The 24,336-nt window shown below is 72.3% G+C and carries 19 protein-coding genes and 1 riboswitch; of the genes, 10 read left to right on the top strand and 9 right to left on the bottom strand.

The features are described 5' to 3' along the window. Window positions 1–2: 2 nt before the first annotated feature. On the bottom strand, window positions 3–2,720 hold the full coding sequence (gene glnD, locus VEB62_RS04735; protein WP_324796088.1) for a [protein-PII] uridylyltransferase: 2,718 nt from the start codon (window positions 2,718–2,720) through the stop codon (window positions 3–5). Between the two features lie 65 nt (window positions 2,721–2,785). Between glnD and VEB62_RS04730 the strand changes: the two genes are divergently transcribed. Continuing rightward, entirely contained in the window at window positions 2,786–3,430 is a 645-nt protein-coding gene (locus tag VEB62_RS04730) for a CAP domain-containing protein (protein WP_324796084.1), read from the top strand. Here the strand turns inward: VEB62_RS04730 and mutS are convergent. Next, entirely contained in the window at window positions 3,427–6,117 is a 2,691-nt protein-coding gene (gene mutS / locus VEB62_RS04725; RefSeq protein ID WP_324796081.1) for a DNA mismatch repair protein MutS, read from the bottom strand. The genes VEB62_RS04730 and mutS overlap by 4 nt on opposite strands. Window positions 6,118–6,195: 78 nt before the next feature. After that, window positions 6,196–6,392: riboswitch (cobalamin riboswitch) on the top strand. A gap of 136 nt (window positions 6,393–6,528) precedes the next feature. Between mutS and VEB62_RS04720 the strand changes: the two genes are divergently transcribed. Continuing rightward, the gene (locus VEB62_RS04720) at window positions 6,529–8,361 is read left to right on the top strand and encodes a TonB-dependent receptor plug domain-containing protein (RefSeq protein WP_324796078.1); all 1,833 of its coding nucleotides are present in this window, start codon (window positions 6,529–6,531) and stop codon (window positions 8,359–8,361) included. Here VEB62_RS04720 and VEB62_RS04715 read toward each other — a convergent pair. From VEB62_RS04715 to VEB62_RS04705, 3 genes are all read right to left on the bottom strand, one after another. Next, window positions 8,345–9,262, bottom strand: coding sequence for an aldo/keto reductase (locus VEB62_RS04715; protein ID WP_324796077.1), 918 nt, complete (start codon window positions 9,260–9,262; stop codon window positions 8,345–8,347). The two genes, VEB62_RS04720 and VEB62_RS04715, sit on opposite strands and share 17 nt — an antisense overlap. An 85-nt stretch (window positions 9,263–9,347) precedes the next feature. Continuing rightward, window positions 9,348–11,216, bottom strand: coding sequence for a DNA helicase RecQ (gene recQ / locus VEB62_RS04710; protein ID WP_324796074.1), 1,869 nt, complete (start codon window positions 11,214–11,216; stop codon window positions 9,348–9,350). A 67-nt stretch (window positions 11,217–11,283) separates the two neighbouring features. Beyond that, window positions 11,284–11,745, bottom strand: coding sequence for an OsmC family protein (locus VEB62_RS04705; protein ID WP_324796072.1), 462 nt, complete (start codon window positions 11,743–11,745; stop codon window positions 11,284–11,286). 112 nt (window positions 11,746–11,857) lie between these two features. Between VEB62_RS04705 and rpe the strand changes: the two genes are divergently transcribed. The 5 genes from rpe (at window position 11,858) to VEB62_RS04680 (ending at window position 16,206) form a co-directional block, all read left to right on the top strand. Then, on the top strand, window positions 11,858–12,532 hold the full coding sequence (gene rpe, locus VEB62_RS04700) for a ribulose-phosphate 3-epimerase (RefSeq protein ID WP_324796069.1): 675 nt from the start codon (window positions 11,858–11,860) through the stop codon (window positions 12,530–12,532). Continuing rightward, a complete protein-coding gene (locus VEB62_RS04695) occupies window positions 12,529–14,340 on the top strand; it encodes a heparinase II/III family protein (RefSeq protein WP_324796066.1) in 1,812 nt (603 codons plus the stop codon). Before rpe ends, VEB62_RS04695 begins: the two co-directional genes overlap by 4 nt. Before the next feature lie 97 nt (window positions 14,341–14,437). Then, the gene (gene trxA, locus VEB62_RS04690) at window positions 14,438–15,334 is read left to right on the top strand and encodes a thioredoxin (RefSeq protein ID WP_324796062.1); all 897 of its coding nucleotides are present in this window, start codon (window positions 14,438–14,440) and stop codon (window positions 15,332–15,334) included. A 10-nt stretch (window positions 15,335–15,344) separates the two neighbouring features. Beyond that, complete coding sequence (locus VEB62_RS04685; RefSeq protein WP_324796058.1) at window positions 15,345–16,004, top strand: LON peptidase substrate-binding domain-containing protein; 660 nt, start codon at window positions 15,345–15,347, stop codon at window positions 16,002–16,004. Window positions 16,005–16,011: 7 nt separating this feature from the next. Next, window positions 16,012–16,206, top strand: a complete 195-nt coding sequence (locus VEB62_RS04680) for a Trm112 family protein (RefSeq protein WP_324796054.1) — start codon at window positions 16,012–16,014, stop codon at window positions 16,204–16,206. Between the two features lie 47 nt (window positions 16,207–16,253). Here VEB62_RS04680 and VEB62_RS04675 read toward each other — a convergent pair whose 3' ends face one another. Next, window positions 16,254–17,507: a UbiH/UbiF/VisC/COQ6 family ubiquinone biosynthesis hydroxylase gene (locus VEB62_RS04675; RefSeq protein ID WP_324796052.1), complete on the bottom strand. Its 1,254-nt coding sequence runs from the start codon at window positions 17,505–17,507 to the stop codon at window positions 16,254–16,256. Between the two features lie 80 nt (window positions 17,508–17,587). After that, complete coding sequence (locus tag VEB62_RS04670; RefSeq protein ID WP_324796049.1) at window positions 17,588–18,208, bottom strand: hypothetical protein; 621 nt, start codon at window positions 18,206–18,208, stop codon at window positions 17,588–17,590. A 222-nt stretch (window positions 18,209–18,430) separates the two neighbouring features. On the opposite strand from VEB62_RS04670, the gene VEB62_RS04665 reads away from it, so the two are divergent. The 3 genes from VEB62_RS04665 (at window position 18,431) to VEB62_RS04655 (ending at window position 22,955) form a co-directional block, all read left to right on the top strand. Beyond that, the gene (locus VEB62_RS04665) at window positions 18,431–20,785 is read left to right on the top strand and encodes an FtsK/SpoIIIE family DNA translocase (RefSeq protein WP_324796047.1); all 2,355 of its coding nucleotides are present in this window, start codon (window positions 18,431–18,433) and stop codon (window positions 20,783–20,785) included. 381 nt (window positions 20,786–21,166) lie between these two features. Next, complete coding sequence (locus VEB62_RS04660) at window positions 21,167–21,811, top strand: LolA family protein (protein WP_324796044.1); 645 nt, start codon at window positions 21,167–21,169, stop codon at window positions 21,809–21,811. 349 nt (window positions 21,812–22,160) lie between these two features. After that, a complete protein-coding gene (locus VEB62_RS04655) occupies window positions 22,161–22,955 on the top strand; it encodes an exodeoxyribonuclease III (protein ID WP_324796041.1) in 795 nt (264 codons plus the stop codon). 3 nt (window positions 22,956–22,958) lie between these two features. Here VEB62_RS04655 and VEB62_RS04650 read toward each other — a convergent pair whose 3' ends face one another. Then, entirely contained in the window at window positions 22,959–23,645 is a 687-nt protein-coding gene (locus VEB62_RS04650; RefSeq protein WP_324796038.1) for a response regulator transcription factor, read from the bottom strand. Between the two features lie 62 nt (window positions 23,646–23,707). Then, window positions 23,708–24,328, bottom strand: a complete 621-nt coding sequence (locus tag VEB62_RS04645; RefSeq protein WP_324796319.1) for a YggS family pyridoxal phosphate-dependent enzyme — start codon at window positions 24,326–24,328, stop codon at window positions 23,708–23,710. Between the last annotated feature and the right edge of the window lie 8 nt (window positions 24,329–24,336).

Raw genomic sequence — 24,336 nt, 5'->3', positions numbered from 1 at the left:
CCTTAGCCTGCTTCCGGGCCGCGCGATACCGGGCGGCGGGCGGGGCGCAGGCGGCCGACCTCGGAGACGTCGCGCAGGCTGGCCCGCACCGGCGCGGACAGGGGCGCCCCGCCCCGCTCCTTGTGGTCGAGCACGGCCTCCAGATCGCCGCGCAACCGCTCCAGCGCCGCGCCGGCCTTCGGCTTCCGTCCCCGGGCGTCGGTGACGTAGAAGCTGTCGACGGCGCGCTCGCCGAAGCCGGCGATGTGGGCCGAACGGATCGACAGTCCGGCGTCGGCCAGCACGCGCGCCAGATCGGCCAGCAGGCCCGGCCGGTCCGCGCCCGACACCTCGACCACGGCGGCGGTCGGGCTCTGTTCCAGATCGACGATGGTCGTCGGCCGCACGTCGAAGGCGGCGCGGCGCGGATTGAACGGCGCGGGCGGCGGCGAGGCGCGGCCCGCCTGACCGCGCGCCGCCCCCTCCAGCGCCTTGAGCAGCCGCTCGAGCCGCCGCGGCTCGGCCTGGCCGTAGGGGGCCCCCGCCCCGTCCTGTAGCTCGAACACGTCCAGCGCCGTGCCGTCCTCCGCCGTGGCCACGCGCGCCCCGACGACGTCGGCCCCCGCCGCGGCCAGGGCCCGGGCCAGATCGACGAACAGGCCCGGCCGGTCGCCCGCGGCCACGGCCACCCGGGTCGCCGGGTCCGCCTTGGCGGCGTCCAGCACCTCGGCCACCGCCCCCTCGGCCCGGGCCCGCGCCATCAGCGCCGGATAGTCGTCCAGGGGGTCGGCCCGCGTGATGTCCTCGCCGCGGAAGGCCGCCTCCGTGCGCTGGTAGAGGTCGCGGATCAGCTGCCCCTTCCAGCCGTTCCAGACCCCCGGACCGACGGCGCGAATGTCGGCCACGGTCAGGATCAGCAGGGTGCGCAGCCGCTCGGGATCGCCGACCAGCTCGGTGAAGGCCCGCACCGTCTCGGGGTCGGACACGTCGCGCTTCTGGGCGTAGTCGCTGAGCGCCAGATGGTTGCGCACCAGCCAGACCACGAACTCGGTCCGGCGCGGATCGAGCCCCAGCCGGTCGCAGGCGCGGCGGGCGGCGATGGCCCCGTCCTCCAGCTGTCCCCGGTCGCCGCCCTTGCCGACGTCGTGCAGCAGCATGGCCAGCATCAGGGCCTCGAAGTCGTCGATCCTGTGGACGATCTCGGTCGCGGCCGGGTGCTCGGCCTTCAGCTTGCCGCGCCAGATGTCGTTGATGATGCCGATGGCCTGCAGCGTGTGCTCGTCGACGGTATAGGCGTGGTACATGTTGAACTGGGTCTGGCCGACGATCCGCCCCCACTCGGGCAGGAAGCGGCCCAGCAGGCCGGTCTCGTTCATCAGCGACAGCACCCGGTAGGGCCGCAGGCCCTGGGCGAGGATGTCGAGGAAGGCCCGCGTCGCCTCGGGGTCCCGGCGTAGCGACGGCGTGACCAGCGACAGTGACCGGCTCACGGCCGAGAAAGCGTCCGGGTGCAGGTCCAGATCATGGGCGTCGGCGCAGCGGAACAGCATCAGCAGCTTCTCGGGCGCGGCGGCGAACACCTCCGGCCCGGTCACCGACAGCCGGCCGCCGTCCTCGATGAAGCCCTCGACGCCGAGGTTGCGCTTGCGGCCCGGGATCAGCCGGGACAGGCTCAGGGTCGGCTTCTGCTGGCGCGCCTCGAGCTTGGCCGACAGGGCGCGGGTCAGGCCGCCCACATCGCGCGCGACCAGGAAGTAGCGGCGCATGAACCGCTCGACGGCTGGCTCGTCGCCGCGGCCGCGCCAGCCCATCCGCCGGGCCACCTCGGGCTGCAGGTCGAAGGTCAGCTTCTCCTCGGCCCGCCCGGCCACGAGGTGCAGATGCGCCCGGGTGCGCCACAGGAAGTCGAAGGCCTCCTCGAAGGTGCGGCGCTCGCGCGGGGTCAGCAGATCGTCCATGACCCGCGCGCCCAGCGGGCTCTCGGGGGCCAGAGACCGGGCGATCCAGAACAGGGTGTTGAGGTCGCGCAGGCCGCCCTTGCCGTCCTTGACGTTGGGCTCGACGCGATAGCGCACCGCCCCCGACTTCTGATGGCGGACGTCGCGCTCCTCCAGCTTGGCGGCGATGAAGGGCCGCGGATCGGCCTTGACCACGAAGGCGCGGAAGCGGGCGATGAAATCCTCGGCCAGCCGCTCGTCGCCGGCGAGCGGCCGCGCCTCGAGCAGGGCCGTGCGCACCGTCATGTCGGTCTTCGCCAGGGCCAGGCATTCGTCGACCTTCCGCGCCGACTGGCCCACCTTCACGCCGAGATCCCACAGGACATAGAGCATGAACTCGATGACCTGCTCGGTGCGCGGAATCGATTTCCACGGCCGCAGGAACAGCAGGTCGAGGTCGGAGAACGGCGCGAGCACGCCGCGCCCGTAGCCGCCCACGGCGATCAGGCTGAGCCGCTCGGCCTCGGTCGGATTGGGGGCGGGATAGAGGGTTTCCGTCGCGAACCGCCACAGGGAGGTCAGCATCTCGTCCGCCGCGACGGCGTGCAGCCGGGCCACCTCTACCCCGCCCAGCCCGTGTTCGAGGCGCTGGGCCGCGCGGGCCCGGGCGGCGTCCCACGACTGCCGGAGCAGCGCGGTGGCGGCGGCGCGCGGATCGGTCGCCGAGGCCGCTTCGGCCCAGGCGTCGCCGTCGGGCCCACGTCCTTCTGCGATATCGGCCGGACGCCGGCTGCGGGAGTTCATCGCGCCGGTATAGACCGTGGCGCCGGCCTGCGCGACAGTGAGCAGGAGGTTGTGGAGGGGACGGCATGATCAGGATCCCGGGGCTGCTGTTCGCCGCCCTGCTCGCGGGCTGCGCCCCCGCTCCGACGACGCCCTCCCTTGATGCTGAAATCCCCGCGGCGTCTGCGGACGCGGCCTCCCGGGCCGACATCGTCGCCGAACTGAACGCCGCCCGGACCGATCCCGCCGCCTACGCCCGCAAGGCCCGCGCCCTCCGCACCCTGTACCGCGGCGACCGCATCGAGCGGACCGGCGAAATCGCCCTCGTCACCCGGGAGGGGACGGCCGCCGTCGACGAGGCCATAGAGTTTCTCGAACGCCAGACGCCCCTGCCGGCCGTGCGCAGCCATCCGGGGCTCGACCGGGCGGCCGGCGATCATGCGGCGGACCAGGGTCAAAGCGGCGTGATCGGCCACACGGGCGGCGACGGCTCCAGCCCGTCCGAGCGGATGCGCCGGTACGGCCGCTGGTCGGCCACGGGCGAGGCCATCGCCTACGGGTCCCACCGGGCCGAGGACGTGGTCCTGCAGCTGATCGTCGACGACGGCGTGCCGGACCGCGGCCACCGCCGCATCCTGTTCAACCCGGCCTACGCCCTGATCGGCATAGCCTGCGCGCCGCATCCGGTCTGGCGCGAGGTCTGCGTCCTCGATCTCGCCCGCGCCGGCTAGGCCTTGATCGCCTTGAGCCGGTAAAGGGCTTCCAGCGCCTCGCGCGGCGACAGTTCGTCCGGCTCGATCGCCGACAGCGCGTCCTTGAGCGCCGAGGACGGCGGCGGGGCGGGCGGTTCCGCCATCGCGAACAGCGGCAGGTCGTCGAGACTGACGGCGGCGGACTTCTCGCCCTCCAGCCGGTCCAGCACCTCGCGGGCGCGGCTGACCACCGCCGCCGGCACCCCGGCCAGTTTCGCCACCTGCACGCCGTAGGAGCGGTCGGCGGCGCCCGGCGCGGCCTCATGCAGGAAGACCAGGTCGCCGTTCCACTCCTTCGCCTTCATCGACAGGTTGCAGACATGGGCCAGCCGCGTCTCCAGCCCGGCCAGCTCGTGATAGTGGGTGGCGAACAGGGTCCGGGCCCGGTTGCGGTCGTGCAGGGCCTCGGCCACGGCCCAGGCGATGGCCAGGCCGTCGTAGGTCGCCGTGCCGCGGCCGATCTCGTCCAGCACCACAAAGCTGCGGTCGGTGGCCTGGGTCAGGATGGCGGCGGTCTCGACCATCTCGGTCATGAAGGTCGAACGGCCGCGGGCCAGATCGTCGCCGGCCCCGACCCGGCTGAACAGCCGGTCGACGACGCCCAGCCGCATCGCCCGGGCCGGCACGAAGGCGCCGGCCTGGGCCAGCACCACCAGCAGGGCGTTCTGGCGCAGGAAGGTCGACTTGCCGGCCATGTTCGGCCCGGTGACGATCGACAGCCGCGCGCAGCTCGCCCCTGACCCGTCGAGCCGGCAGTCGTTGGGCGTATAGGGATCGCCGGCCGACTTGACCGCCGCCTCGACCACCGGATGGCGTCCGGCGGTGACCTCGAAACAGGCGGTGTCGTCCACGCTCGGCCGCACCGCCCCGACCTCCTCGGCCCATTCCGCCAGCGCCGCGTGGGCGTCCAGCTCGGCCAGCGCCTCGGCCACCGCCTGCAGCGGCCGGGCCAGGGTCTGGACCGTGCGCCGCCAAGTCTCGAAGGACTCGCCCTCGATGGCCAGCGCCCGGTGGCCGGCCTGGCTGATCTTCGCGTCCAGTTCCGACAGTTCGACGGTGGTGAAACGCACCTGGCTGGCCAGGGTCTGGCGGTGGATGAACGGACTGTCGCCGGTCGGGCGCAACAGCGGCTCGGCGGCCTTGGCCGAGGTCTCGAGGAAATAGCCGAGCACGGCGTTGTGGCGGATCTTGAACGGCACGCCCGAGGCCGCCACCGCCCGCGCCTCCAGATCAGCCACGACCCGGCGGCTGTCGTCGCGCAGGGCCCGCGCCTCGTCCAGTTCGGGGCGGAAGCCGGGGTTCACGAAGCCGCCGTCGCGGGCGAGGTGCGGCGGCTCCGGGACCAGACCCTCGACCAGATCGACCAGCAGCCGCCCGGTCTCCGGCGACAGGGCCAGCCGGTCGAGACAGCCGGCGAGGCGCGACGGCGGGCCGGTCAGGGGATCGCGTTCCGGCGGGAACAGGCCGGCGACGCCCTCGGCGGCCGACAGGCCGGCGCGGATCGCCGCCAGATCACGCGGTCCGCCACGCCCCAGCGCCAGCCGCGAGACGGCGCGCGCCACGTCCGGCGCAGCCTTGAGTCCGTCACGCAGGTCACGGCGCAGGTCGCGGCGCTCAAGCAGCCATTCGACCGCGTCGAGTCCATCGTTGATGGCGACCGGGTCCCGCAGGGGCCGGGCGATGCGCTCGGCCAGCGCCCGCGCCCCGCCCGAGGTGACCGTGCGGTCGATGCAGGCCAGCAGCGAACCGTCGCGCTCGCCGCGCTGGGTGCGGTCGATCTCGAGGCTCAGCCGGGTGGCCGGGTCGATGGCGAGAAAGCCGGTGTCGCCCGAGCGGCGCGGCGGCGACAGGGCGGGGATTTTCCCCGCCTGGGTGGTCTCCAGATAGGCCGCGATCAGGCCCAGCGCCGAGACTTCCGCCTCCTCGAAGGCCCCGTAACCGTCCAGCGACGCCACGCCATAGAGCCGCTCGACCCGGACCCGCGCCCCGACCGGCTCGGCCAGCGCCTGCGGCAGGGCCTGAACCACGCCGCCCGAGCCGTCGAGCGCCGCCTTCGCAGCCTCGTCCGAGAACAGCCGGTCGGGGACCAGCACCTCGGACGGCCGGAACGAGGCCAGGGTGGCGGCGAGGTCATCCAGGGGACAGGCGACGACATCGACCGACCCGGCCGACAGTTCGATCACGGCCACGGCCGCCCGTCCCTTGCGGATCGCCACCGCCGCCAGCCGGTTGGCCCCGCGCGCATCCAGCAGGCTGTCCTCGGTCAGGGTGCCCGGCGTGACGACGCGGACGATGTCGCGATGGACCACCGCCTTTGAGCCGCGCTTCCGCGCCTCGGACGGCGCCTCCAGCTGCTCGCAGATCGCCGCCTTGTGGCCCTGCCGGATCAATCGGGCCAGGTAGCCGTCCAGCGCATGCACCGGCACCCCGGCCATGGGGATGTCCTCGCCCTGGTGCTTGCCGCGCTTGGTCAGGGTGATGCCCAGCGCCGCCGCGGCGATCTCGGCGTCCCGGAAGAACAGCTCGTAGAAATCGCCCATGCGGAAGAACAGGATGGCGTCCGGCGCCTGGGCCTTGGCCGCCAGGAACTGCGCCATGACCGGCGTCACCCCCTCGGTGGACGGGAGGGCGCCGGCGTTCGGAAGATGGGCGAGGGGGGCGTTCATGCGAGCGGCGCAGGGTGACGGAATGCGCGGGCGCGCTCAAGCGGCGTCTGACGCCCTTGCACAGGCTTCGCCGCGCTGCGACAAGCGGCGCAGGCGGTTAAGGGAACGCGGTCAGACACCGCGGCTGTGCCCGCAACTGTAGGCGGCGAGACGGTCGATCATTCCGGGGCTTCGGCTTCGGCGTCACTGGTGAATCCCTTGGGGGCAACCGGGAAGGCGCGATCCTCCGTTTTTGACCCGCAAGCCAGGAGACCTGGCCGCCGACGTCGCTCGTCCGCTGCCCGGGACCAGGCAGAGGCGCGGTGATCCGTCGAGGCGACCCGACACCTGCGCCGTTCCTCCGGAACGGGTCGGTCGCCCTTCCCAACGTCGCCGCGATGCGCTCGCGCGGGGACGACGGAGACATCGCTGATGCGATCCCTGCTTCTCGCCACGGCCGCGGCCGTACTTGCTCCCCTGTCCGCCCACGCCCAGGCCGTGGACGATCCCGACACCCTGCCCGAGGTGGTGGTCACCGCCACCCGCCTGCCGGCCATCGTCGCCGACACCCCCGGCGCCCGGGTCATCGACCGCCGCACCATCGACCAGCGCGGCGCCGTCTTCGCCTCCGACATCCTGACCGACGTGCCCGGCCTGTCGGTGGTCCGCTCCGGGGCCTTCGGCGGCGTCGCCCAGGTGCGGATGCGCGGCGCCTCGCCCGGCAAGACCCTGGTGCTGATCGACGGCGTGCCGGTCAACGACCCGGCCGAGGTCAACGGCGCCTTCGACTTCTCAGGCCTCGAGCTGTCCGACATCGAACGCATCGAGGTGCTGTCAGGGCCGCAGTCGTCGCTGTGGGGCTCGGACGCCATCGGCGGGGTGATCGCCTTCACCACCCGCGATCTGGACGGGCTGGCGGCCGAGGCCGAGGCCGGATCGTTCGACACTGTCCGGGGCCGGCTGGCGGCCGGCGTCTCGACCGACCGCTACGGTTTCGGGGCCTGGGTGTCGCATTTCGACACGGCCGGCGTCTCCGCCGCCGACGAGGCCGACGGCAATCCGGAGGCGGACGGCCTCACCTCGACCACCGCCGGCGCCCGGGGCCGCTACGCCTTCAGCGGGACCCTGTCGGTGGACGGCGCGATCCGCTGGTCGGACAGCGAGGCCGACCTCGACGGCTATCCGGCCCCGGCCTTCGTCCTGGCCGACACCACAGACACCCAGGCCGTCGAGCAATGGTCCGGCTTCGGCCGCCTGCGCCTCGACGCGCTCGGCCTGTCGCACCAGTTCAGCGTTTCGGCCTCCGACATCGCCCGCGAGACGATCGCCGCCTTTCCCTGGGCGTTCGAAGCGGACCGGCAGGCGTACCGCTGGCAGGCCGACGGCGAGGCCGGGGGCGTCGCCTTCGTGCTCGGCGCCGAGCGGGAGGAAACCGCAGGCAGCCTGTCGACCGGCCTGACCGAGGATCTCGGCACGACCTCGGCCTTCGCCACGGCGCGGATCGAGCCGACCGCCCGGTTGAGCCTCTCCGGAGCCTTGCGCTTCGATGACACCGACGACTTCGGCTCGAAGACCACCGGGCGGGCATCGGCGGCGTTCGACGCCGGCGCGGGCGTCACCCTGTCGGCGGCGTACGGCACGGGCTTCAAGGCGCCGTCGATCAGCCAGTCCGTCTGCGACTTCTGCTTCTCGTCGCAACCCTTCCCGGTCCTGCGGCCCGAGACGGCGACCGGATACGAGGCGGCGATCGGCTGGACGTCGGCCGACGGGCGGATCGAGGGCCGGGCCACCCTCTACCGGCTCGAGGTCGAGGACCAGATCACCTATGTGTTCGATCCCGTCACCTTCGACAGCTACTACGTCAACGTGGCCGAGACGGCGACGGACGGGGTGGAACTGGAGGGCCGCGCCCGGCTGGGCGGCGGCTTCGACCTGGGCCTCGCCTGGGCCTGGACCGACGCGCGCAACGAGACCACCGGCGCCCGCCTGCTGCGCGTGCCGGAGCAGGCGGGATCCGCCACCCTCGGCTGGACCGGCGAGCGGCTGTCGGCGGCCCTGACCGTGCGCGGCGAGAGCGACCAGGACGACGCCGGCGGCGTGCGCGAGGCCTTCGTCACGGCCAATCTGAACGGCTCATACGCCCTGACCGACAGGGTTTCGCTGACCGCGCGGATCGAGAACCTGGCGGACGACCGCTATCAGCAGGTGCTTGGTTACGGCGAGCCGGGCCGCTCCGGCTACGTCGGGATCAGGCTGCGCTACTGACGCGGCCCCGTCCGTGAAGGCTGGAGCCGCCGGCGGCCGTCGCCGGCTCCAGCTGCAGGGCGGACCAGTCGAGCGCCGGGGTCTGGGCGTTGGCGGCCGCCACCACGGCGCGCAGCTCGGCGGCCGAGGCCACGCTGGCGATCACCGCCGACACTTCCGGCAGACCCATGACATAGGCCAGCGTGGCCTGCATCGGATCGATCCGGGCCTCGGCGAGGCGGCGGCGGATGCGCGACAGGGCGTGGGCGTGACCGGCCGCCTCCGGCGGCAGCGACTCGCCGCTGATGAACAGCAGGCCGTCGGCGAACACCGAGCGGGCGTGCACCGCGACGTCCAGCGCCGCCAGTTCCGCCAGCACGCCGCTGTGCTGGGCCCGCTGGTCCAGAAGATTGATGGGCAATTCGACCACGTCGGGCTGGAATCGCCGCGCCAGCAGGGCGGGGCCGTCCTCGAGGGCGGCGCGGAAACCGATCCGGCGATAGAGGCCGCGGGTCTTGAGCGCCTCCAGCCGGTCCCACAGGGCGCGGCCCTCGGCCCCGGCCAGATCTCCGGCGCTGGAGACCAGAAGCGTGTCGCCCCGGGGCAGGCCCAGCCGCTCCAGCGACCGGCGCGCCCGCGCCTCGACCCGATCGACCCCGTCGGTGATCGAAACGGTGCGGACGGAGACCTGGAAAGGCGACGGGAAGGGCCAGGCCTGGCCCAGCCGGCGCTCGCCGTCGCCGTCCGGCTTGGTGGCCACCAGCGTCACCCCGGCGTCGGCGGCGGTCTGCAGCAGGAAACGCAGGGCCTCCTCGCGCGCGCCCGCGGGCAGCGGCGCATAGGTGTTCACGGATCGCGCGGGCTCATGGACCACCGCCACGGCCAGTTTGTCGATCGGAGAGGGGGCGCGACGGGGAATCACCCACGAACTGTGACGGTGAATGTTTAAGGCCCCCCTTCCGAGACCTTGACCGAATCTTACCAGTGGAACGCCGTTCGGGGCGCCGTCAGGCGGTCTGGCGGCCCAGGGCGGCGAGCACGCCCTTGCCGTACCTGTCCAACTTGGTCTGACCGACCCCCGGAATATGCGACAGGCGCTCCAGATCGCCGGGCTCGGCGAGGGCGATCTCCAGCAGGGTCTTGTCCTGGAAGATGACGTAGGGCGGCACCCGTTGCTCGGCCGCGCGGTCGCGCCGCCAGGCCCGCAGGGTCTCGAACCGGGCGCGGACGTCGGCGTCCATCGACTCCAGCGCGGCGTTGCGGCCGGTCCGGACCCGTTCCCTCGAGGCCCCGGCGCGGGCCGGCGCCAGACGCACCTCGATGGCCCGTTCGCCGCGATAGACGCCGCGGACGGCCTCGGGGTCGCCCAGCCTGACCAGCGGCTTGCCGTCGTTGGGGTCCTCGACCAGCAGGCCCTCGAACATCAGGTGATCGAGCACGTCGCGCCAGCTGTGCAGGGCGGTGTCGGCGCCGATGCCCCAGGTCGACAACGCCGTCTCCCACGGCTGGACGTCCTTGGTCCTGCCCAGCAGATGGTCGACGACCCGGCCGCGGCCGAAGCGCTCGCCCAGCCGCTGCACCGCCGCGAGCGCCTTCTGGGCCTGTACGGTGGCGTCGAACTGGGCCGGCGGGTCCTGGCAGATGTCGCAGATTCCGCAGGGTTCGGCGTCGCCCTCGCCGAAGTAGCGGCGCACCGCCTGCGGCCGGCACACCGCCCCGTCCAGCATGGCGAACAGCTGGCGGGCCTTGCGCACCTGCACGGCCTTGACCTCCTCCGCCATCGGCCGGCCCTCGAGCCGCCGGAGCGTCCAGGCGATGTCGGACGGGCCGTACAGGGTGATGCCCTCGGCCGGCTCGCCGTCGCGCCCGGCCCGGCCGATCTCCTGCCAATAGGCCTCCAGCGAGCCCGGCGGATCGGCGTGGATCACGAAGCGCACGTCGGCCTTGTCCACCCCCATGCCGAAGGCGATGGTCGCCACCATCACCGCCCCGTCCTCGGCCAGGAACCGCTCCAGCCGCCGGTCGCGGTCCCGAGCCTCCATGCCGGCGTGGTAGGCGATGGCGTTGGTCCCCGCGTCGCGCAGCGCCTGCGCCACCCGTTCGCAGCCGTCGCGCGAACCGCAATAGACCACGCCCGGCTTGCCGCGCCGCTGGCGGACCAGATCGATGACGGCGGCGTCGGTGCGGGCGCGCGAGCCGTTCTCCTTGCGCACCGCCGACAGCTGCAGGTTCGGACGGGCGAAGCTGTCGACCACAACCCGGGCCTCGCCCAGCCGCAGCGAGCGCACGATGTCGTCGCGGGTGCGGGCGTCGGCCGTGGCCGTGACGGCGACGCGCGGCACGCCGGGAAACAGCTCCGCCAGCCGGCCCAGCGTCCGGTAGTCGGGCCGGAAGTCATGTCCCCATTGCGAGACGCAGTGCGCCTCGTCGATGGCGATCAGCGACAGCGGCAGGTCGTGCAGCCGGTCGATCAGGTGCGGCTGGGCCAGTCCCTCGGGCGAGACATAGAGCAGGTCCAGCTCGCCCGCCCGCGCCGCGCGCCAGATCTCGGAGCGGTCGTCCAGCGACACCCCGGAGTCGAGCCGGGCCGCCGCCACCCCCTGCTGTTTCAGCGCCTCGACCTGGTCGGTCATCAGGGCGATCAGGGGCGAGACCACAAGGCCGAGGCCGGGCCGCAGCATGGCGGGGATCTGGTAGCAGACGCTCTTGCCGCCGCCGGTCGGCAGCACCGCCAGCACGTCACGGCCGGCCAGCACCTCGGCGACCACCTCGGCCTGCCGCCCGCGGAAGTCGGCGTGGCCCCAGACCCGTTCCAGCACCGCGCGGGCGTTGGCCAGCGACGGCGAGGCGGAAATCTGGAGTGAGTCGGCGGGCATCGCCGCCTTGTGCCTCATTTGTTCCGGCCTGGGAACGGACTTGGGAACGGCCGTCCGCCGGCCCGGGTCAGCGAGGCTCGACCGTGACCCCGGCCCGGATCGAGTTGGCTATATAGCAGGCCTCGTGGGCGCGATGGTGCAGATCGTCGAGCGCGGCGGCGTCAGGCCGCGTCTCGCCGGAGAACACGACCTCGGGACGCAGGGTCACCGCCGTGATCGACATCCGGCCCCGCTCGTCGCGGCCCAGCACGCCGGACGCCTCGTCGCTGTAGCGGTCCACCACGAAACCGCCCCTGGCGGCGAAGGCCAGGAAGAACAGCATGTGACAGCTCGACACAGCGGCGACCAGCGCCTCCTCCGGATCGACCGCCGCGGGGTCGGACATGGGGACCGGCACGCTGGACGGGGCCGAGGAGCCGCGCACCACCGCGCCGCCGTCGAAGCGCCAGTCGTGGGCGCGGGCGTATTTGTTGTCGGAGAAGGCCTGCCCGTCCCGGCGCCATTCGATGGTGGCCAGGTGTTCGCTCATGACGGTCCTCCGCGTGCCGGTTCGGCGTGATGACCGAACCGTGTAGCCGGGGCGGCGTCTGAAACCCAGCCCACGCCTTGCTACGGCCCGCGACCCGCCTTATCCCCGGACCATGCCCACGCCCCTGATCTGCCCCTCGATCCTCGCCAGCGACTTCGCCCGTCTGGGCGAGGAGGTCGCCGCCCTCGAGGCCGCCGGCGCGGACTGGATCCACGTCGACGTCATGGACGGGCATTTCGTGCCCAACATCACCATCGGTCCCGAGGTGGTGAAGGCGCTGCGGCCCCACACCGCCCTGCCCTTCGACGTGCATCTGATGGTCGCCCCGGTCGATCCGTGGCTGGAGGCCTATCGCGAGGCCGGCGCCGACCTCCTGACCGTCCATCCCGAGAGCGGCCCGCACCTGCACCGCACCCTCGGCCGAATCCGCCAGCTGGGGGCCAGGGCCGGCGTGGTGCTCAATCCGGGCACTCCGCTGACGGTGCTGGAGGAGGTCGTCGACCTGGTCGACCTGGTGCTGCTGATGTCGGTCAATCCGGGCTTCGGCGGCCAGTCCTTCATCCCCTCCACCCTGCGCAAGATCGAACGGGCCCGCGCCGTGCTCGACGCCGCCGGGTCGAAGGCCCACCTGCAGGTCGACGGCGGCGTCACCGCCGCCAACGCCGGCGTCTGCGTCGCGGCCGGCGCCGACGCCCTGGTCGCGGGAACCGCCGTGTTCCGCGGCGGCGCGGCCGCCTACGCCGACAACATCCGGGCCCTCAAGGCCGCCCAAACCCCGAGCGCATGAGCCCGCTCGGTCCCTTCGCCCGCGTCGAAGCCGACAGCCCCGCGCCGGGCGAGATTCCCGGCCTGCGCGGCGCGCCGATGCGAACGCCGGTGCGAACGGTCGAGGCCGCGACGGGCCCCGGTCTGTGGCCCGCCGTCGTCGGCCGCCTGCTGAGCCGCCAGCTGTGGATCGAGCTCTACGGCCTGCCCGGCTACGCCCTGACGCTGAAGGGGCGCGTCGCCCAGGGCTTCGCGGCCACCCCGCGCGATTTCCGCCCGGTCGACGCGACGCCCGGGCGGGCCGTCCTGGGCGGGAAATTCATTCTCGCCGGCTCGAGCCTTGAGGCGCCCGCCCCCGAGGACCCGTGGAACCGGCCCAGCCCGACCCGCGCCTTCGCCGCCGAGCTGCACGCCTTCGCCTGGTTGCCGTCGCTGATCCTGGAGGGAGAGCGCGGCGCGCGCGAGGCGCTGCGGCTGACTCTGACCTGGGCCACGGTCTTCGCCCGCTGGTCGCCCTTCGCCTGGGACCCCGCCATCCTCGCCCGCCGCACCTTCAACCTCGCCTGCGCCGCGCGCCGCATGGGCCAGGTCGCCACCGAGGCGGAACGGCTCCGGCTGGCCGACGTGCTGGGCCGGCAGGCGCGCCAGCTGCTGCGCCCGCCCGGCGGCGTGGCCGGCAGGGCCGGGCGGCTGGTCGCCGTGGCGGTGGCCGGCTGCGTCCTCGCCGGCCCGCCCGGCGTCGCGCTGCGCCGGAAAGCCCTGCGCGCCCTGCCCAGGGCGCTGGCCCGGACCATCGGCGAGGACGGCGGCCACGCCTCGCGCAGCCCCGAGGCCGGGCTGGAGCTGCTGCTCGACCTGCTGACGCTCGAGGACGGCCTGGCCCAGCTGTCGGTGGCGCCGCCCGACGCCGTGCTGGCCGCGATCCGGCGCCTGACCGCGGCGGTGCGCTTCCAGACCCTGCCGGACGGCCGCCTGATCACCCTGCAGGGCGGCGGCCCGTCGAGCGCCGCCCGGGTCGCCGCGGCGGTGGCCCACGACGACGCCGAAAACGCCGGACCGCCGGCCGGGACCGTGGCGGGCGTGGGCCGCATCCGCAGTCCGCTGCTGACCGTGGCCGCCGACATCGCCGCCCCGGCGCGCGGCGCATGGTCCGCCGCCGCCTGCGCCCAGCCGCTGGCGCTGGAGATCGTCTGCGGTCGCGACCGGCTGGTCACCGGCTGCGGCTGGACCCCCCGCGCGGCCGACCGCCAGGGCCTGCGGCTCCCTCCCGGCCACTCGACCCTGACCCTCGGCGAGAGCTCGACCGGCGCGCCGCTGGGCGGCTGGAAGGGCGAGCTGCTGGGCCAGCGCCTGATCGGCCGCCCGCTGCATGTCGAGGTGCATCGCCGCGACGGCGAGGGCGCGGTCTGGCTCGAGGCCGAGCACGACGGCTGGGTCCACGACTTCGGCCTGCTGCACCAGCGCCGCCTCTATCTCGATCAGCGGCTGGACGAGCTCCGGGCCGAGGAACGGCTGCATCCGGCGCCGGGCCAGAAGGAGGTGGTGCGCGCCATCGCCGCCCCCTACGCCATCCGCTTCCAGCTCGAGCCCGGCGTGCAGGCCTCGCTGGCCCGCGACCGCCGCTCGATCCTGCTGCGCGGACATTCGGGCCGGGGCTGGTGGTTCCGCACCGACGGGCCCGACGTGGCCATCGAGCCCTCGGTCCATATCGACGAGGGCCTGACCCGCCGCTCGCTGCAGATCGTCGTGCGCGGCTCGGCCCGCACCGATTCCGAGACCAAGATCCGCTGGAAGCTCAGCCCGGCCGGGGCGGGCGGTGATCCGACCTGAGTGAACAGCGTGCAGGCGCGTCGCACCACTTGAGGCGCGGCGCGTTCGCGACCATCTGACGGCTGCCGCGTTACGAATGATCCGATACAGGACCGCCATGACCCTCGCCGACCCCACCATCCTGCCCGAAGACCTCATCATGGAGGGGTCCGACGCCGGCTTCATGGCCGATGTGGTCGAGGCGTCGAAGACCCGGCCCGTGCTGGTCGACTTCTGGGCCAGCTGGTGCGGACCGTGCCGGACCCTGACGCCGATGCTCGAAAAGGCTGTGCGCGCCGCCGGCGGGGCGGTGAAGCTGGTCAAGATCGACGTCGACCGGAACCCCGCCTACGCCGGCCAGCTGAAGGTGCAGTCGATCCCCACCGTCTACGCCTTCGTCAACGGCCAGCCGGTCGACGGCTTCCAGGGCGCGGTGCCCGAGAGCCAGCTCAGGGCCTTCATCGACAAGCTCACCGGCGGCACGAGCGCCAACTCCGACATCGAGCAGATGATGTCGATGGGCGAGGAATCGCTGTCGCTCAACGATCTCGGCGGCGCGGCCCAGGCCTTCGCCCAGGTGATGACCCTGGAGCCGGGGCACGAGGGCGCGATCGCCGGCATGGCCCGGGTCTATCTGGCCGATGGCGATGTCGACCAGGCCCGCCAGACCATCGCCATGGCCCCGGCCGACTCGAAGAACGCCCAGGTTCAGTCGGTGCGCGCCCAGCTGTCGCTCGCCGCGGCCGCCCCGACGGGCGCGAGCGCGGAGCTCGAAGCCCGCGTCGCCGCCGACCCGAACGACCACCAGGCCCGCTACGACCTGTCGCTGGCCCAGGCCGCGGCCGGCGATCTGCAGGGCGCGGTCGCCAGCCTGCTGGCCATCGTCGCCGCCGACCGCGAATGGAACGACCAGGCCGCCCGCAAACAGCTGCTGGTCGTGTTCGACGCCGCCGACCCCGCCTCGGAAATCGCCCGCGACGGCCGCCGCCGCCTTTCCTCCATCCTGTTCGCATAGGGGATCACGCATGGCGCAGGGCTATGTCAGGGCGGCCGACCTGCCGCAGGTCATTCCGGTCTTCCCCCTGCCCGGCGCCATCCTGCTGCCGCGAGGCCAGCTGCCGCTGAACGTCTTCGAGCCGCGCTATCTCAACATGGTGGACGACGCGATGGCCGGTGACCGGATCATCGGCATGATCCAGCCGCACCCCGGCGCCCGCGGCCTGCCCGGCCTGTCGCCGGTCGGCTGCGCGGGCCGCATCACCAGCTTCGCCGAGACCTCGGACGGCCGCTATCTGATCACCCTGACCGGCTGCGCCCGCTTCCGCCTCGCCAGCGAACTGCCGACCCAGACGCCCTATCGCCAGGTCCGCGCCGACTTCGGGCCGTTCGAGGCCGATCTCACGGCGCCGCCCGTCGACGATGTCGGCCTCGACCGCGACACCCTGCTCGACGCCCTGCGGGCCTATCTGGAGACGCGCGGGCTGGATATCGACTGGGACACCGCCGAGACCGCCCCGCCCGAGGCCCTGATCAACAGCCTGTCCATGGCCCTGCCGTTCGAGCCGCCGGAAAAGCAGGCGCTGCTGGAGGCCGGCAGCCTGACCGACCGCTCCACCGTCCTCACCGCCCTGATGACCATCGACGCCGCGGAATCAGGCGACGGCGACACCCCTTCGATCCAATAGGTCCGACATGAGCGACGCCTTCCACACTCCCGCTTCCGTCGATCCGCGCCTGCTCGAGGTGCTGGTCTGCCCGGTGACCCGCGGCCGGCTGACCTGGGATCGCGAGCGCCAGGAACTGGTCTCGAAGGGCGCCGGGCTGGCCTTTCCCATCCGCGACGGCGTCCCGATCATGCTGGCCGACGAAGCGCGCAAGCTGGACTGAACCGCCGCGCTCAGGCAGCGAGCGACCGCGTCGCGGGCGATAGCGACCTAAAGACTCTCTCCCCTCAACAGCCGCGGCAGGTCGCCGGTCGCGCCGCCCGCCTCGTGCATGAAGGCGCGGCGCAGCGGCGCGATGCGGTTGACGGCGGCGATGCCGAGGTCCCGCGCCAGACGCACCGGGGCGAGGTCGTTCGAGAACAGCCGTACGAAACCGTCGAATCCGGCCGCCAGCGCCGCATTGTCGAAGCGCCGCCAGCGGGCGTAGCGGTCCAGCACCGTCTCCGAGCCGAGGTCCTCGCCCACGCGCATGGCCTCGATCAGCACCTCGGCCAGCGCCGCCGCGTCCTTCAGCCCCATGTTCAATCCCTGCCCCGCCACCGGGTGCACCGCGTGGGCGGCGTCGCCGATCAGGGCCGTGCGCGGCGCGGTCAGCTGCTCCGCCAGCTGCAGCGACAGCGGATAGACAAATCGCGGCCCCACCACCGCGACATCCTCGAGGAAGTCGCCGAAGCGCCGCATCAGATGGGCGTGGAAGGCTTCGTCCGACGCGGCCTTCAGCGCCTCGGCCCGCCGCGTGGTCTCGGTCCAGACCAGGCTGGCCCGGCTTTCGGTCAGCGGCAGGATGGCGAACGGCCCCGACGGCAGGAAGTATTCGTGCGCCACATTGCCGTGGTCCCGCCCGAGGGACACGGTGGCCACGACCCCGCTCTGGCCATAGCTCCAGCCCACCGTATCGATGCCCGCCTCGCGCCGCACCCGCGAACCGCGGCCCTCCGCCCCGACGACCAGCGACGCCTCCAGCATGGCCCCGTCCGCGAGGGTCACGGTCGTTCGCGCGGGGCCGGCCTCGACCGCGGCGACTTCGGCCGGCGCCCGGACCGCGATCCCCGCGGCGGTGATCGCCTCGGCCAGCGCCGAGCGGATCCGGCGGTTCTCCACCATATAGCCGAGCGGCTCGCCGTCCGTGCGGTCGCCGATCTCGTCGGCGTCGAAGCGCAGGAAGGCCGACGACGCCGCCCTCGACGCCGCCCCGGGCCGCCGGCCGTCGGTGACGAGGATCCGGTCCATGCGGCAGGCGTGCGGCCGCAGCGCCGCGCCGACTCCGAGCGCATCGAGCATGCGGAAGGTCGAGAAGGCGATCGCCGTCGACCGCCCGTCGAAGCTCGGCGCCAGCTGGGCCGAGAAGGGCTGGGGATCGACCAGCACCACCCTCAGCCCGCCCTGGGCGGCGGCGAGGGCGAAGGTCGCCCCCGCCATCCCGGCCCCGGCGATGATGACGTCATGGCGGTCGGGCTTGGTCATAGCGTGGTTGTCGCGCCGCGGCGGGCCGGCGTCCAGTGCGAGAAGGTCGCGGAAGCGGCCCGGGGTGCGCCGCTGTCGACCTATTCGAAAACCCCGGCCAAACGAGGCGAGGCAGCCGACCGGAGGCGAGCGGCGCGGACGATGAGGAACGCCCGGACCGCGACCGCCAGCAGGATCAGCCAGATAACCACGATGGAGAATGGCGCTAGGCCGAAACTCCTGCTGGCGTTGACCGCGAAGATGGCCGAAGCGGCGCACGCTAGGCCGCAGATGCCCATCAGGGCCCCCGCCGCGATCAGACTGTTCGATCTCCAGAGCGCCGCGGCGGGGACGGCGAAGAGCAGGCCCGCGACGAAGGGAGAGAGATCGGGCCGGCCCTGCGAAATGGAGCTGATGAGAAGGAGGACGCCTATTCCTCCAAACATGCCCGCCGTGACCCGCAAGCTCGGCTTATCCAGCGCGACGGGGGGGCGCCGGTGGGCGCCGGTTTCGCGGCGCTTGCGAATTTCGTCCACCGAACGAGCGAACACCGGATCGCCTCGACCGGCATCGACGCGGTCGCGAGCCTCCGCGATAAGCCGTTCCGCCTGGTCCGGAGACAACTCCCGGACGAGATGATCCCGCAGAACCGTCGGATCCTCGCCGCTCGACAGGCGCTCGACCAGGACGTCTCGAAGCTTCTGAAGTTTTCGCTCATCCATATGCATCCCCCCGACGCGCCGCCCAGCCTCAACGTTTACTAGGGGCTCCGAGGTCGGACACGCAACAGCCGAGCGGGGCGCATTCTCGATCCTCATCGAGAGGTCCATCCGGCCATGCGACTGAATCGCCCCTCGCCCCTCGCCCCTCGCTAGGTAAACAGCCCCTTAACCCTGCCCGGGCGACAACCGGGGCAGTCCTGTTTCGCCGGAGTTCGCCGCCGCATGTCCGCCGCCTTCCTCGGCCGTCGCGCCTTCGAGAGCGCTCGCGTCCTGTGGGCCGCGCCGTTCGCGGTGCGTTTCCGCGGCGTGGCCCAGGCCCTGCTGGCGGCCCTGCTGCTGGCGGCGCTGATCTCGTGGAATCCGGCCGACCCCAGCCTCAACGCGGCCTCCGCGGCGCCGCCGACCAACTGGCTGGGCCTGAACGGCGCGATGTTCGCCGACCTGTTCATGCAGTCGCTGGGACTCGCCGCCTGGCCCGCCGTCCTGCTGCTGATCGCCTTCGGACTGGCCGGCGCGATCGGCGACGCCATGCAGCAGAGGCTCAAGCCCACACCCCTGAAGGGCCTCTCCGCCGCCGGCGGCGTGCTGGCCCTGTCGGCGGCGCTGTCCGCCCTGGCGCCGCCGGCCGCCTGGCCGCTGGCGGCCGGACTCGGCGGCCTGTGGGGCGACGGCCTCGTCGGCCTGGTGCGGCTGGCCTTCGAGGCGCTGCGCCTGCCCGGCGCCGCCATCGGCGCCGGCGTCCTGTTCCTGCCGCTCGGCCTGTGGTGCGTCGGCTACGCCATCGGCCTGCGCTTCTCCGACCTCGGCGACGCCGTCGACTGGGCCCGGGGCCTGCGCCCGTCCGCCCCGCCGCCCGCCACCGCCGCCCGCCGCGACCCGGCCCGGACAGCCCCGCGTCCGCGCCCCGCGCCTGAACCCGAGGACTACGCCCCGGTCGCTCTGGACGCCGGTCCGCCGTGGCAGGAGCCGGTCCCCGCCCGCGGCGCCCCTGAACCAAAGGTCGCCGCCGCCAAGGCGCCGAAGACCTCGCGCCGCGAGATCGACGACAGTCAGGCCGCCTTCGACTTCGCCCGTCCCTCGACCGGCTTCGATCTGCCGCCGCTCGGCATGCTGACCAAGCCGGTCAAGCGCGTCGCCTCGGTCGACGAGGAGGCGCTGAAACAGAACGCCAAGATGCTCGAGGGCGTGCTGCAGGAGTTCGGCGTGCGCGGCGTCATCGACCAGATCCGCCCCGGTCCCGTCGTCACCCTGTACGAACTGGTGCCCGCCCCCGGCGTCAAGCACGGCCGCGTCGTGGCCCTCAGCGACGACATCGCCCGCTCGATGTCCGCCCGCGCCTGCCGCATCAGCGTCGTCCCCGGCCGCAACGCCATCGGCATCGAACTGCCCAACGCCCGGCGCGAGACCGTCTATCTGCGCGACCTGCTGGCCTCGGCCGAATACGACAAGCCGGCCCACCTCCTGCCGCTGGCCCTGGGCGAAACCATCGGCGGCGAGCCCTATGTCGCCGATCTGGCGCGCATGCCGCACCTGCTGATCGCCGGCACCACCGGCTCGGGCAAGTCGGTCGGGGTCAACGCCATGATCCTGTCGATCCTCTACCGGCACAGCCCGGCCGAGTGCCGCTTCATCATGATCGACCCCAAGATGCTGGAGCTGTCGGTCTACGACGGCATCCCGCACCTGCTGGCCCCGGTGGTCACCGATCCGAAGAAGGCCGTAGTGGCGCTGAAGTGGACCGTCCGCGAGATGGAGGACCGCTACCGCCGCATGTCCAAGCTCGGCGTGCGCAACATCGCCAGCTACAACGAGCGCGCCCGCGAGGCCGTGGCCAAGGGCGAGCATTTCGAACGCACCGTCCAGACCGGTTTCGACGACCAGGGCCGCCCGGTCTATGAATCCGAGAAAATCCGCCCCGAGCCCATGCCCTTCCTCGTCGTGGTCATGGACGAGATGGCCGACCTGATGCTGGTCGCCGGCAAGGACGTCGAGGGGGCGGTGCAGCGTCTGGCCCAGATGGCCCGCGCCGCCGGCATCCACCTGATCATGGCCACCCAGCGCCCCTCCGTCGACGTCATCACCGGCACCATCAAGGCCAATTTCCCGACCCGGATATCCTTCCAGGTCACCTCCAAGATCGACAGCCGCACCATCCTCGGCGAGCAGGGCGGCGAGCAGCTGCTGGGCCAGGGCGACATGCTCTACATGGCCGGCGGCGGCCGCATCACCCGTCTGCACGGGCCCTTCGTCACCGATCAGGAGGTCGATGAGGTCTGCAAACACCTGCGTTCGCAGGCCGAGCCGGACTATCTCGACCTGATCACCGACGATCCGGACGGCGACGGCGACGCGGCCTTCGACGACGAGGGCGGCGGCTCGGGCGACGACCTCTATGACCGCGCCGTCGCCGTGGTCACCCGCGACCGCAAGGCCTCGACCTCCTACATCCAGCGCCGCCTGCAGATCGGCTACAACCGCGCCGCCTCGCTGATCGAGCGGATGGAGCAGGAGGGCGTGGTCAGTCCCGCCAACCACGCCGGCAAGCGCGACATCCTCGCCGGGCCCCCGCCGATGTAGTCCTGCGGGCGCGCCTGACGCTCTTCCCGCACCCGGCGGCGCGACAAACCTCTGAATGTACGGACATTCCGGTTTTTCTCGACCTGTCTTCCCCGCACTCTCCCGGGCGGCCGTACAATGGCGGATCGCCTCCAGGGAGGCCGGGGAGGAGAGCGATTTGTCCGAACTGTCCGAACTGTCCCACGAATTTTCCGCGGACACTTCCGGGCCGCCCTGGCAACGGACCGGCTCCGTCTGCGTTCGTCCGGACCATCGTCGGCCGCGCGAACCTGAACAGGGCTTCATCGCGGCGCCGGAATATGGTCAGGCTGGGGACACGCCCTCGCCAGACCGCTCCTGCAAGACGGCAGTTCCCAACCATCCCGAACGGGAGAAGACCTCATGACCGTCTCACGTAGAGCTTTTGCGCTCGGATCCGCCGCCCTCGCCGGTCTGTCGACGTTCGGCGCGGCCCTGCCGGCTCACGCCCAGTCCGGGCTGTCCGCCGAGGACCGCGCCGTCCTCGCCCGCGCCCAGACCTATCTGCAGGGCCTGACCTCCGCCCAGGGAACCTTCGTCGAGACCTCGGGGGGCCAGCGCCGCGAGGGCCGCTTCTACCTGCAGCGTCCCGGCAGGATGCGCTTCGAATACACCAACCCCGCCGGCCTGCTGGTCGTCTCCGACGGCTCGAACGTGAAGCGCTACGATCCGCGCCTGAACGTCTTCCGCCAGGTGCCGCTGGGCCAGACGCCGCTGTCGACCTTCCTCGCCCGCACCGTCCGGCTCGACCAGGGCGTGCGCATCGACCGGATCACCCGCATGGACTCCGGCGCCTTCGCCATCACCGCCCGTGACAATCGCCGTCCCAACGACGGTTCTGTGGTCCTGGCCTTCGCCGGCGATCCCGTGCGGCTGCAGGAATGGACCATCATCGACGCCCAGGGCGGCCGGACCCGCACCCAGCTGACCACGCTGCGCCCGGCCTCGGGCCTGGCGGCCAGCCTGTTCCAGCTGCGCGACCCGACCCAGCGGCCCCGTCGGAACTAGCCCCAACCGATTCGCCCTTTAGGCGAATTTCGTCCGGAAGCGGTTCCAATTGGCTTGACATTTTTTCTCCGGCGTGTTGTTTTAGCCACAGATCGGCGGGAGCCGGTCTGACCCGCTACGGATTTCATCCCCTTCCCGGCGGCGAGAGAGACGAACCTGAAACGCCCGGCCCGCAAGGACCGGGCGTCTCTTTATGTTGGGCCGCGCTCGTCGGCCCTGCGGGACCTCCCGACCCGACGCGGCCCGGGTGCAGCCCACTTGCAGTCGCGATTGGCCTGCGCGAAGCGCCAGGAGCGCGCCGGGTCGAAAAGGCGGAGCCTTTTGGACGCGCTCCCACTAAGAAACCTCCATGCTTCGCATCGCCACCTGGAACATCAACTCCGTCCGCCTGCGCATCGACCAGGTCGCCCGCTTCGTCGCCGAAAGCGGCGCCGACGTCCTGTGCCTGCAGGAGATCAAATGCCTGGAGGATCAGTTCCCCCGCGCCGCCTTCGAGGCCATGGGCCTGCCCCACCTGAAGATCGGCGGCCAGAAGGGCTGGCACGGCGTGGCCATCGCCAGCCGCAAGCCGATCGGCGAGGCGCCCGCGCTCGACGTCTGCCGCGAACGCCACGCCCGTTGCTGTGGCGTGGTCGTCGACGGCGTCGAGATCCAGAATTTCTACATCCCCGCCGGCGGCGACGTTCCTGACCGCGCCCTGAACCCCAAGTTCGACCACAAGCTGGACTTCTACGAGCGCCTCACCGCCGAGATGGCGGCCCGCAACCGCCAGCGCCCGCTGGTGCTGGCCGGCGACTTCAACATCGCGCCGGGCGAGAACGACGTCTGGAACCACCGCTACATGTCCAAGATCGTCAGCCACACCCCGCTGGAGGTCGAGACCCTGCGCCGGCTCCAGGCCGCCGGCGGCTTCTCTGACGTGATCCGCGACCAGATCCCCGAGCCGGTGAAGCTGGCCAGCTGGTGGAGCTACCGCGCCGCCGACTTCCGCAAGTCCAACCGCGGCCTGCGCCTCGACCACCTGTGGACCTCGCCCGGCCTGACCCCGGCGGTCGTCCCCGCCAGCGCGCGCATCCACGACGCGGTCCGCGAATGGACCCAGCCCAGCGACCACGCGCCGGTGACGATGGATCTGGACGTCTGACGCCTACGGCTGCAGCCGATACCCGCCCGCGTCGGTCAGCAGCAGTCTCGCCTGACCCGGCTCCGGCTCGATCTTCTGGCGCAGGCGGTAGATGTGGGTCTCCAGCGTGTGGGTGGTGACCCCGGCATTGTAGCCCCAGACCTCGGTCAGCAGCTCCTCGCGCGACACGGCCTTGGCCCCGGCGCGATAGAGGTACTTCAGGATGCTGGTTTCCTTCTCGGTCAGCCGCACCTTGCGGCCCTTGTCGTCGATCAGCACCTTGGCGGCCGGCCGGAACTCGTAGGGGCCGACGCGGAACACGGCGTCCTCGGACTGCTCGTGGCTGCGCAGATGGGCCCGGATGCGGGCCAGCAGGACCGCGAAGCGGAAGGGCTTGGTGACGTAGTCGTTGGCTCCCGATTCCAGGCCCAGAACGGTGTCGGAATCCGAGGTCTGGCCGGTCAGCATGATGATCGGGGTCGAGACGCCGTCCTTGCGCAGCAGCCGGCAGGCCTCGCGCCCGTCCATGTCGGGCAGGTCGACGTCGAGCAGGATCAGGTCGGCTCGGACCTCGCGGCCCATCCGCACGCCTTCGGCCGCGGTCGCCGCCTGCACCGGCCGGAAGGCCTCATGCAGGGCCAGTTGCTCGGCCAGCGCCTCGCGGAGGTCGTCGTCGTCGTCGATGATCAGGATCGTCTTGGGCGTGGGCATGGGTACCAGAATGGCGGGCGTCGGCCGTTCCGCCAAGGGTTGGAGCCGAAGCGGAGCGGTTTTCAGTCTCTAGAGGACGTTTCAGGGCGTTTTCGTTCCCCGAACAGCGCCGATCCGACCCGCACATGGGTGGCGCCGAAGCGGATGGCGGTCTCGAAGTCGCCGCTCATCCCCATCGATAGCACCTTCAGGCCGTTGCGCCGGGCGATCTTGCGCAGCAGGGCGAAATGCGGCCCGGCGGCCTCGTCCGCCGGCGGAATGCACATCAAGCCCTCGACGATCAGGCCCCTGTCCCGGGCATGGCGGATCAGGGCGTCGGCCTGCTCCGGAAGAATCCCGGCCTTCTGCGGCTCGGCCCCGGTGTTGACCTGGATCAGCACGCGCACCGCCCGACCCGCCTTGTCCGCCGCCGCGGCGAGGGCCTCGGCGAGTTTCGGCCGATCCAGCGTCTCGATGACTTCGAACAGGGCGACGGCGTCCGCGGCCTTGTTGGTCTGCAGGGGGCCGATCAGACGCAGCTCGAGATCCGGGTGATCGCCCCGGCGGCCGGTCCAGTGCGCCTGCGCCTCCTGGACGCGGTTCTCGCCGAACACCCTCTGGCCCGCGGCGAGGGCCTCCAGAAGCGCCTCGTCCGGCTGTGTCTTGGTGACGGCGGTCAGGACCACATCGTCCGGTTCCCGCACCGCGGTCC

The sequence above is a fragment of the Brevundimonas sp. genome, assembly GCF_035626975.1.
In the GTDB taxonomy this organism is placed as follows: domain Bacteria; phylum Pseudomonadota; class Alphaproteobacteria; order Caulobacterales; family Caulobacteraceae; genus Brevundimonas.
This window is presented reverse-complemented; position numbering and strand designations above follow the sequence as displayed.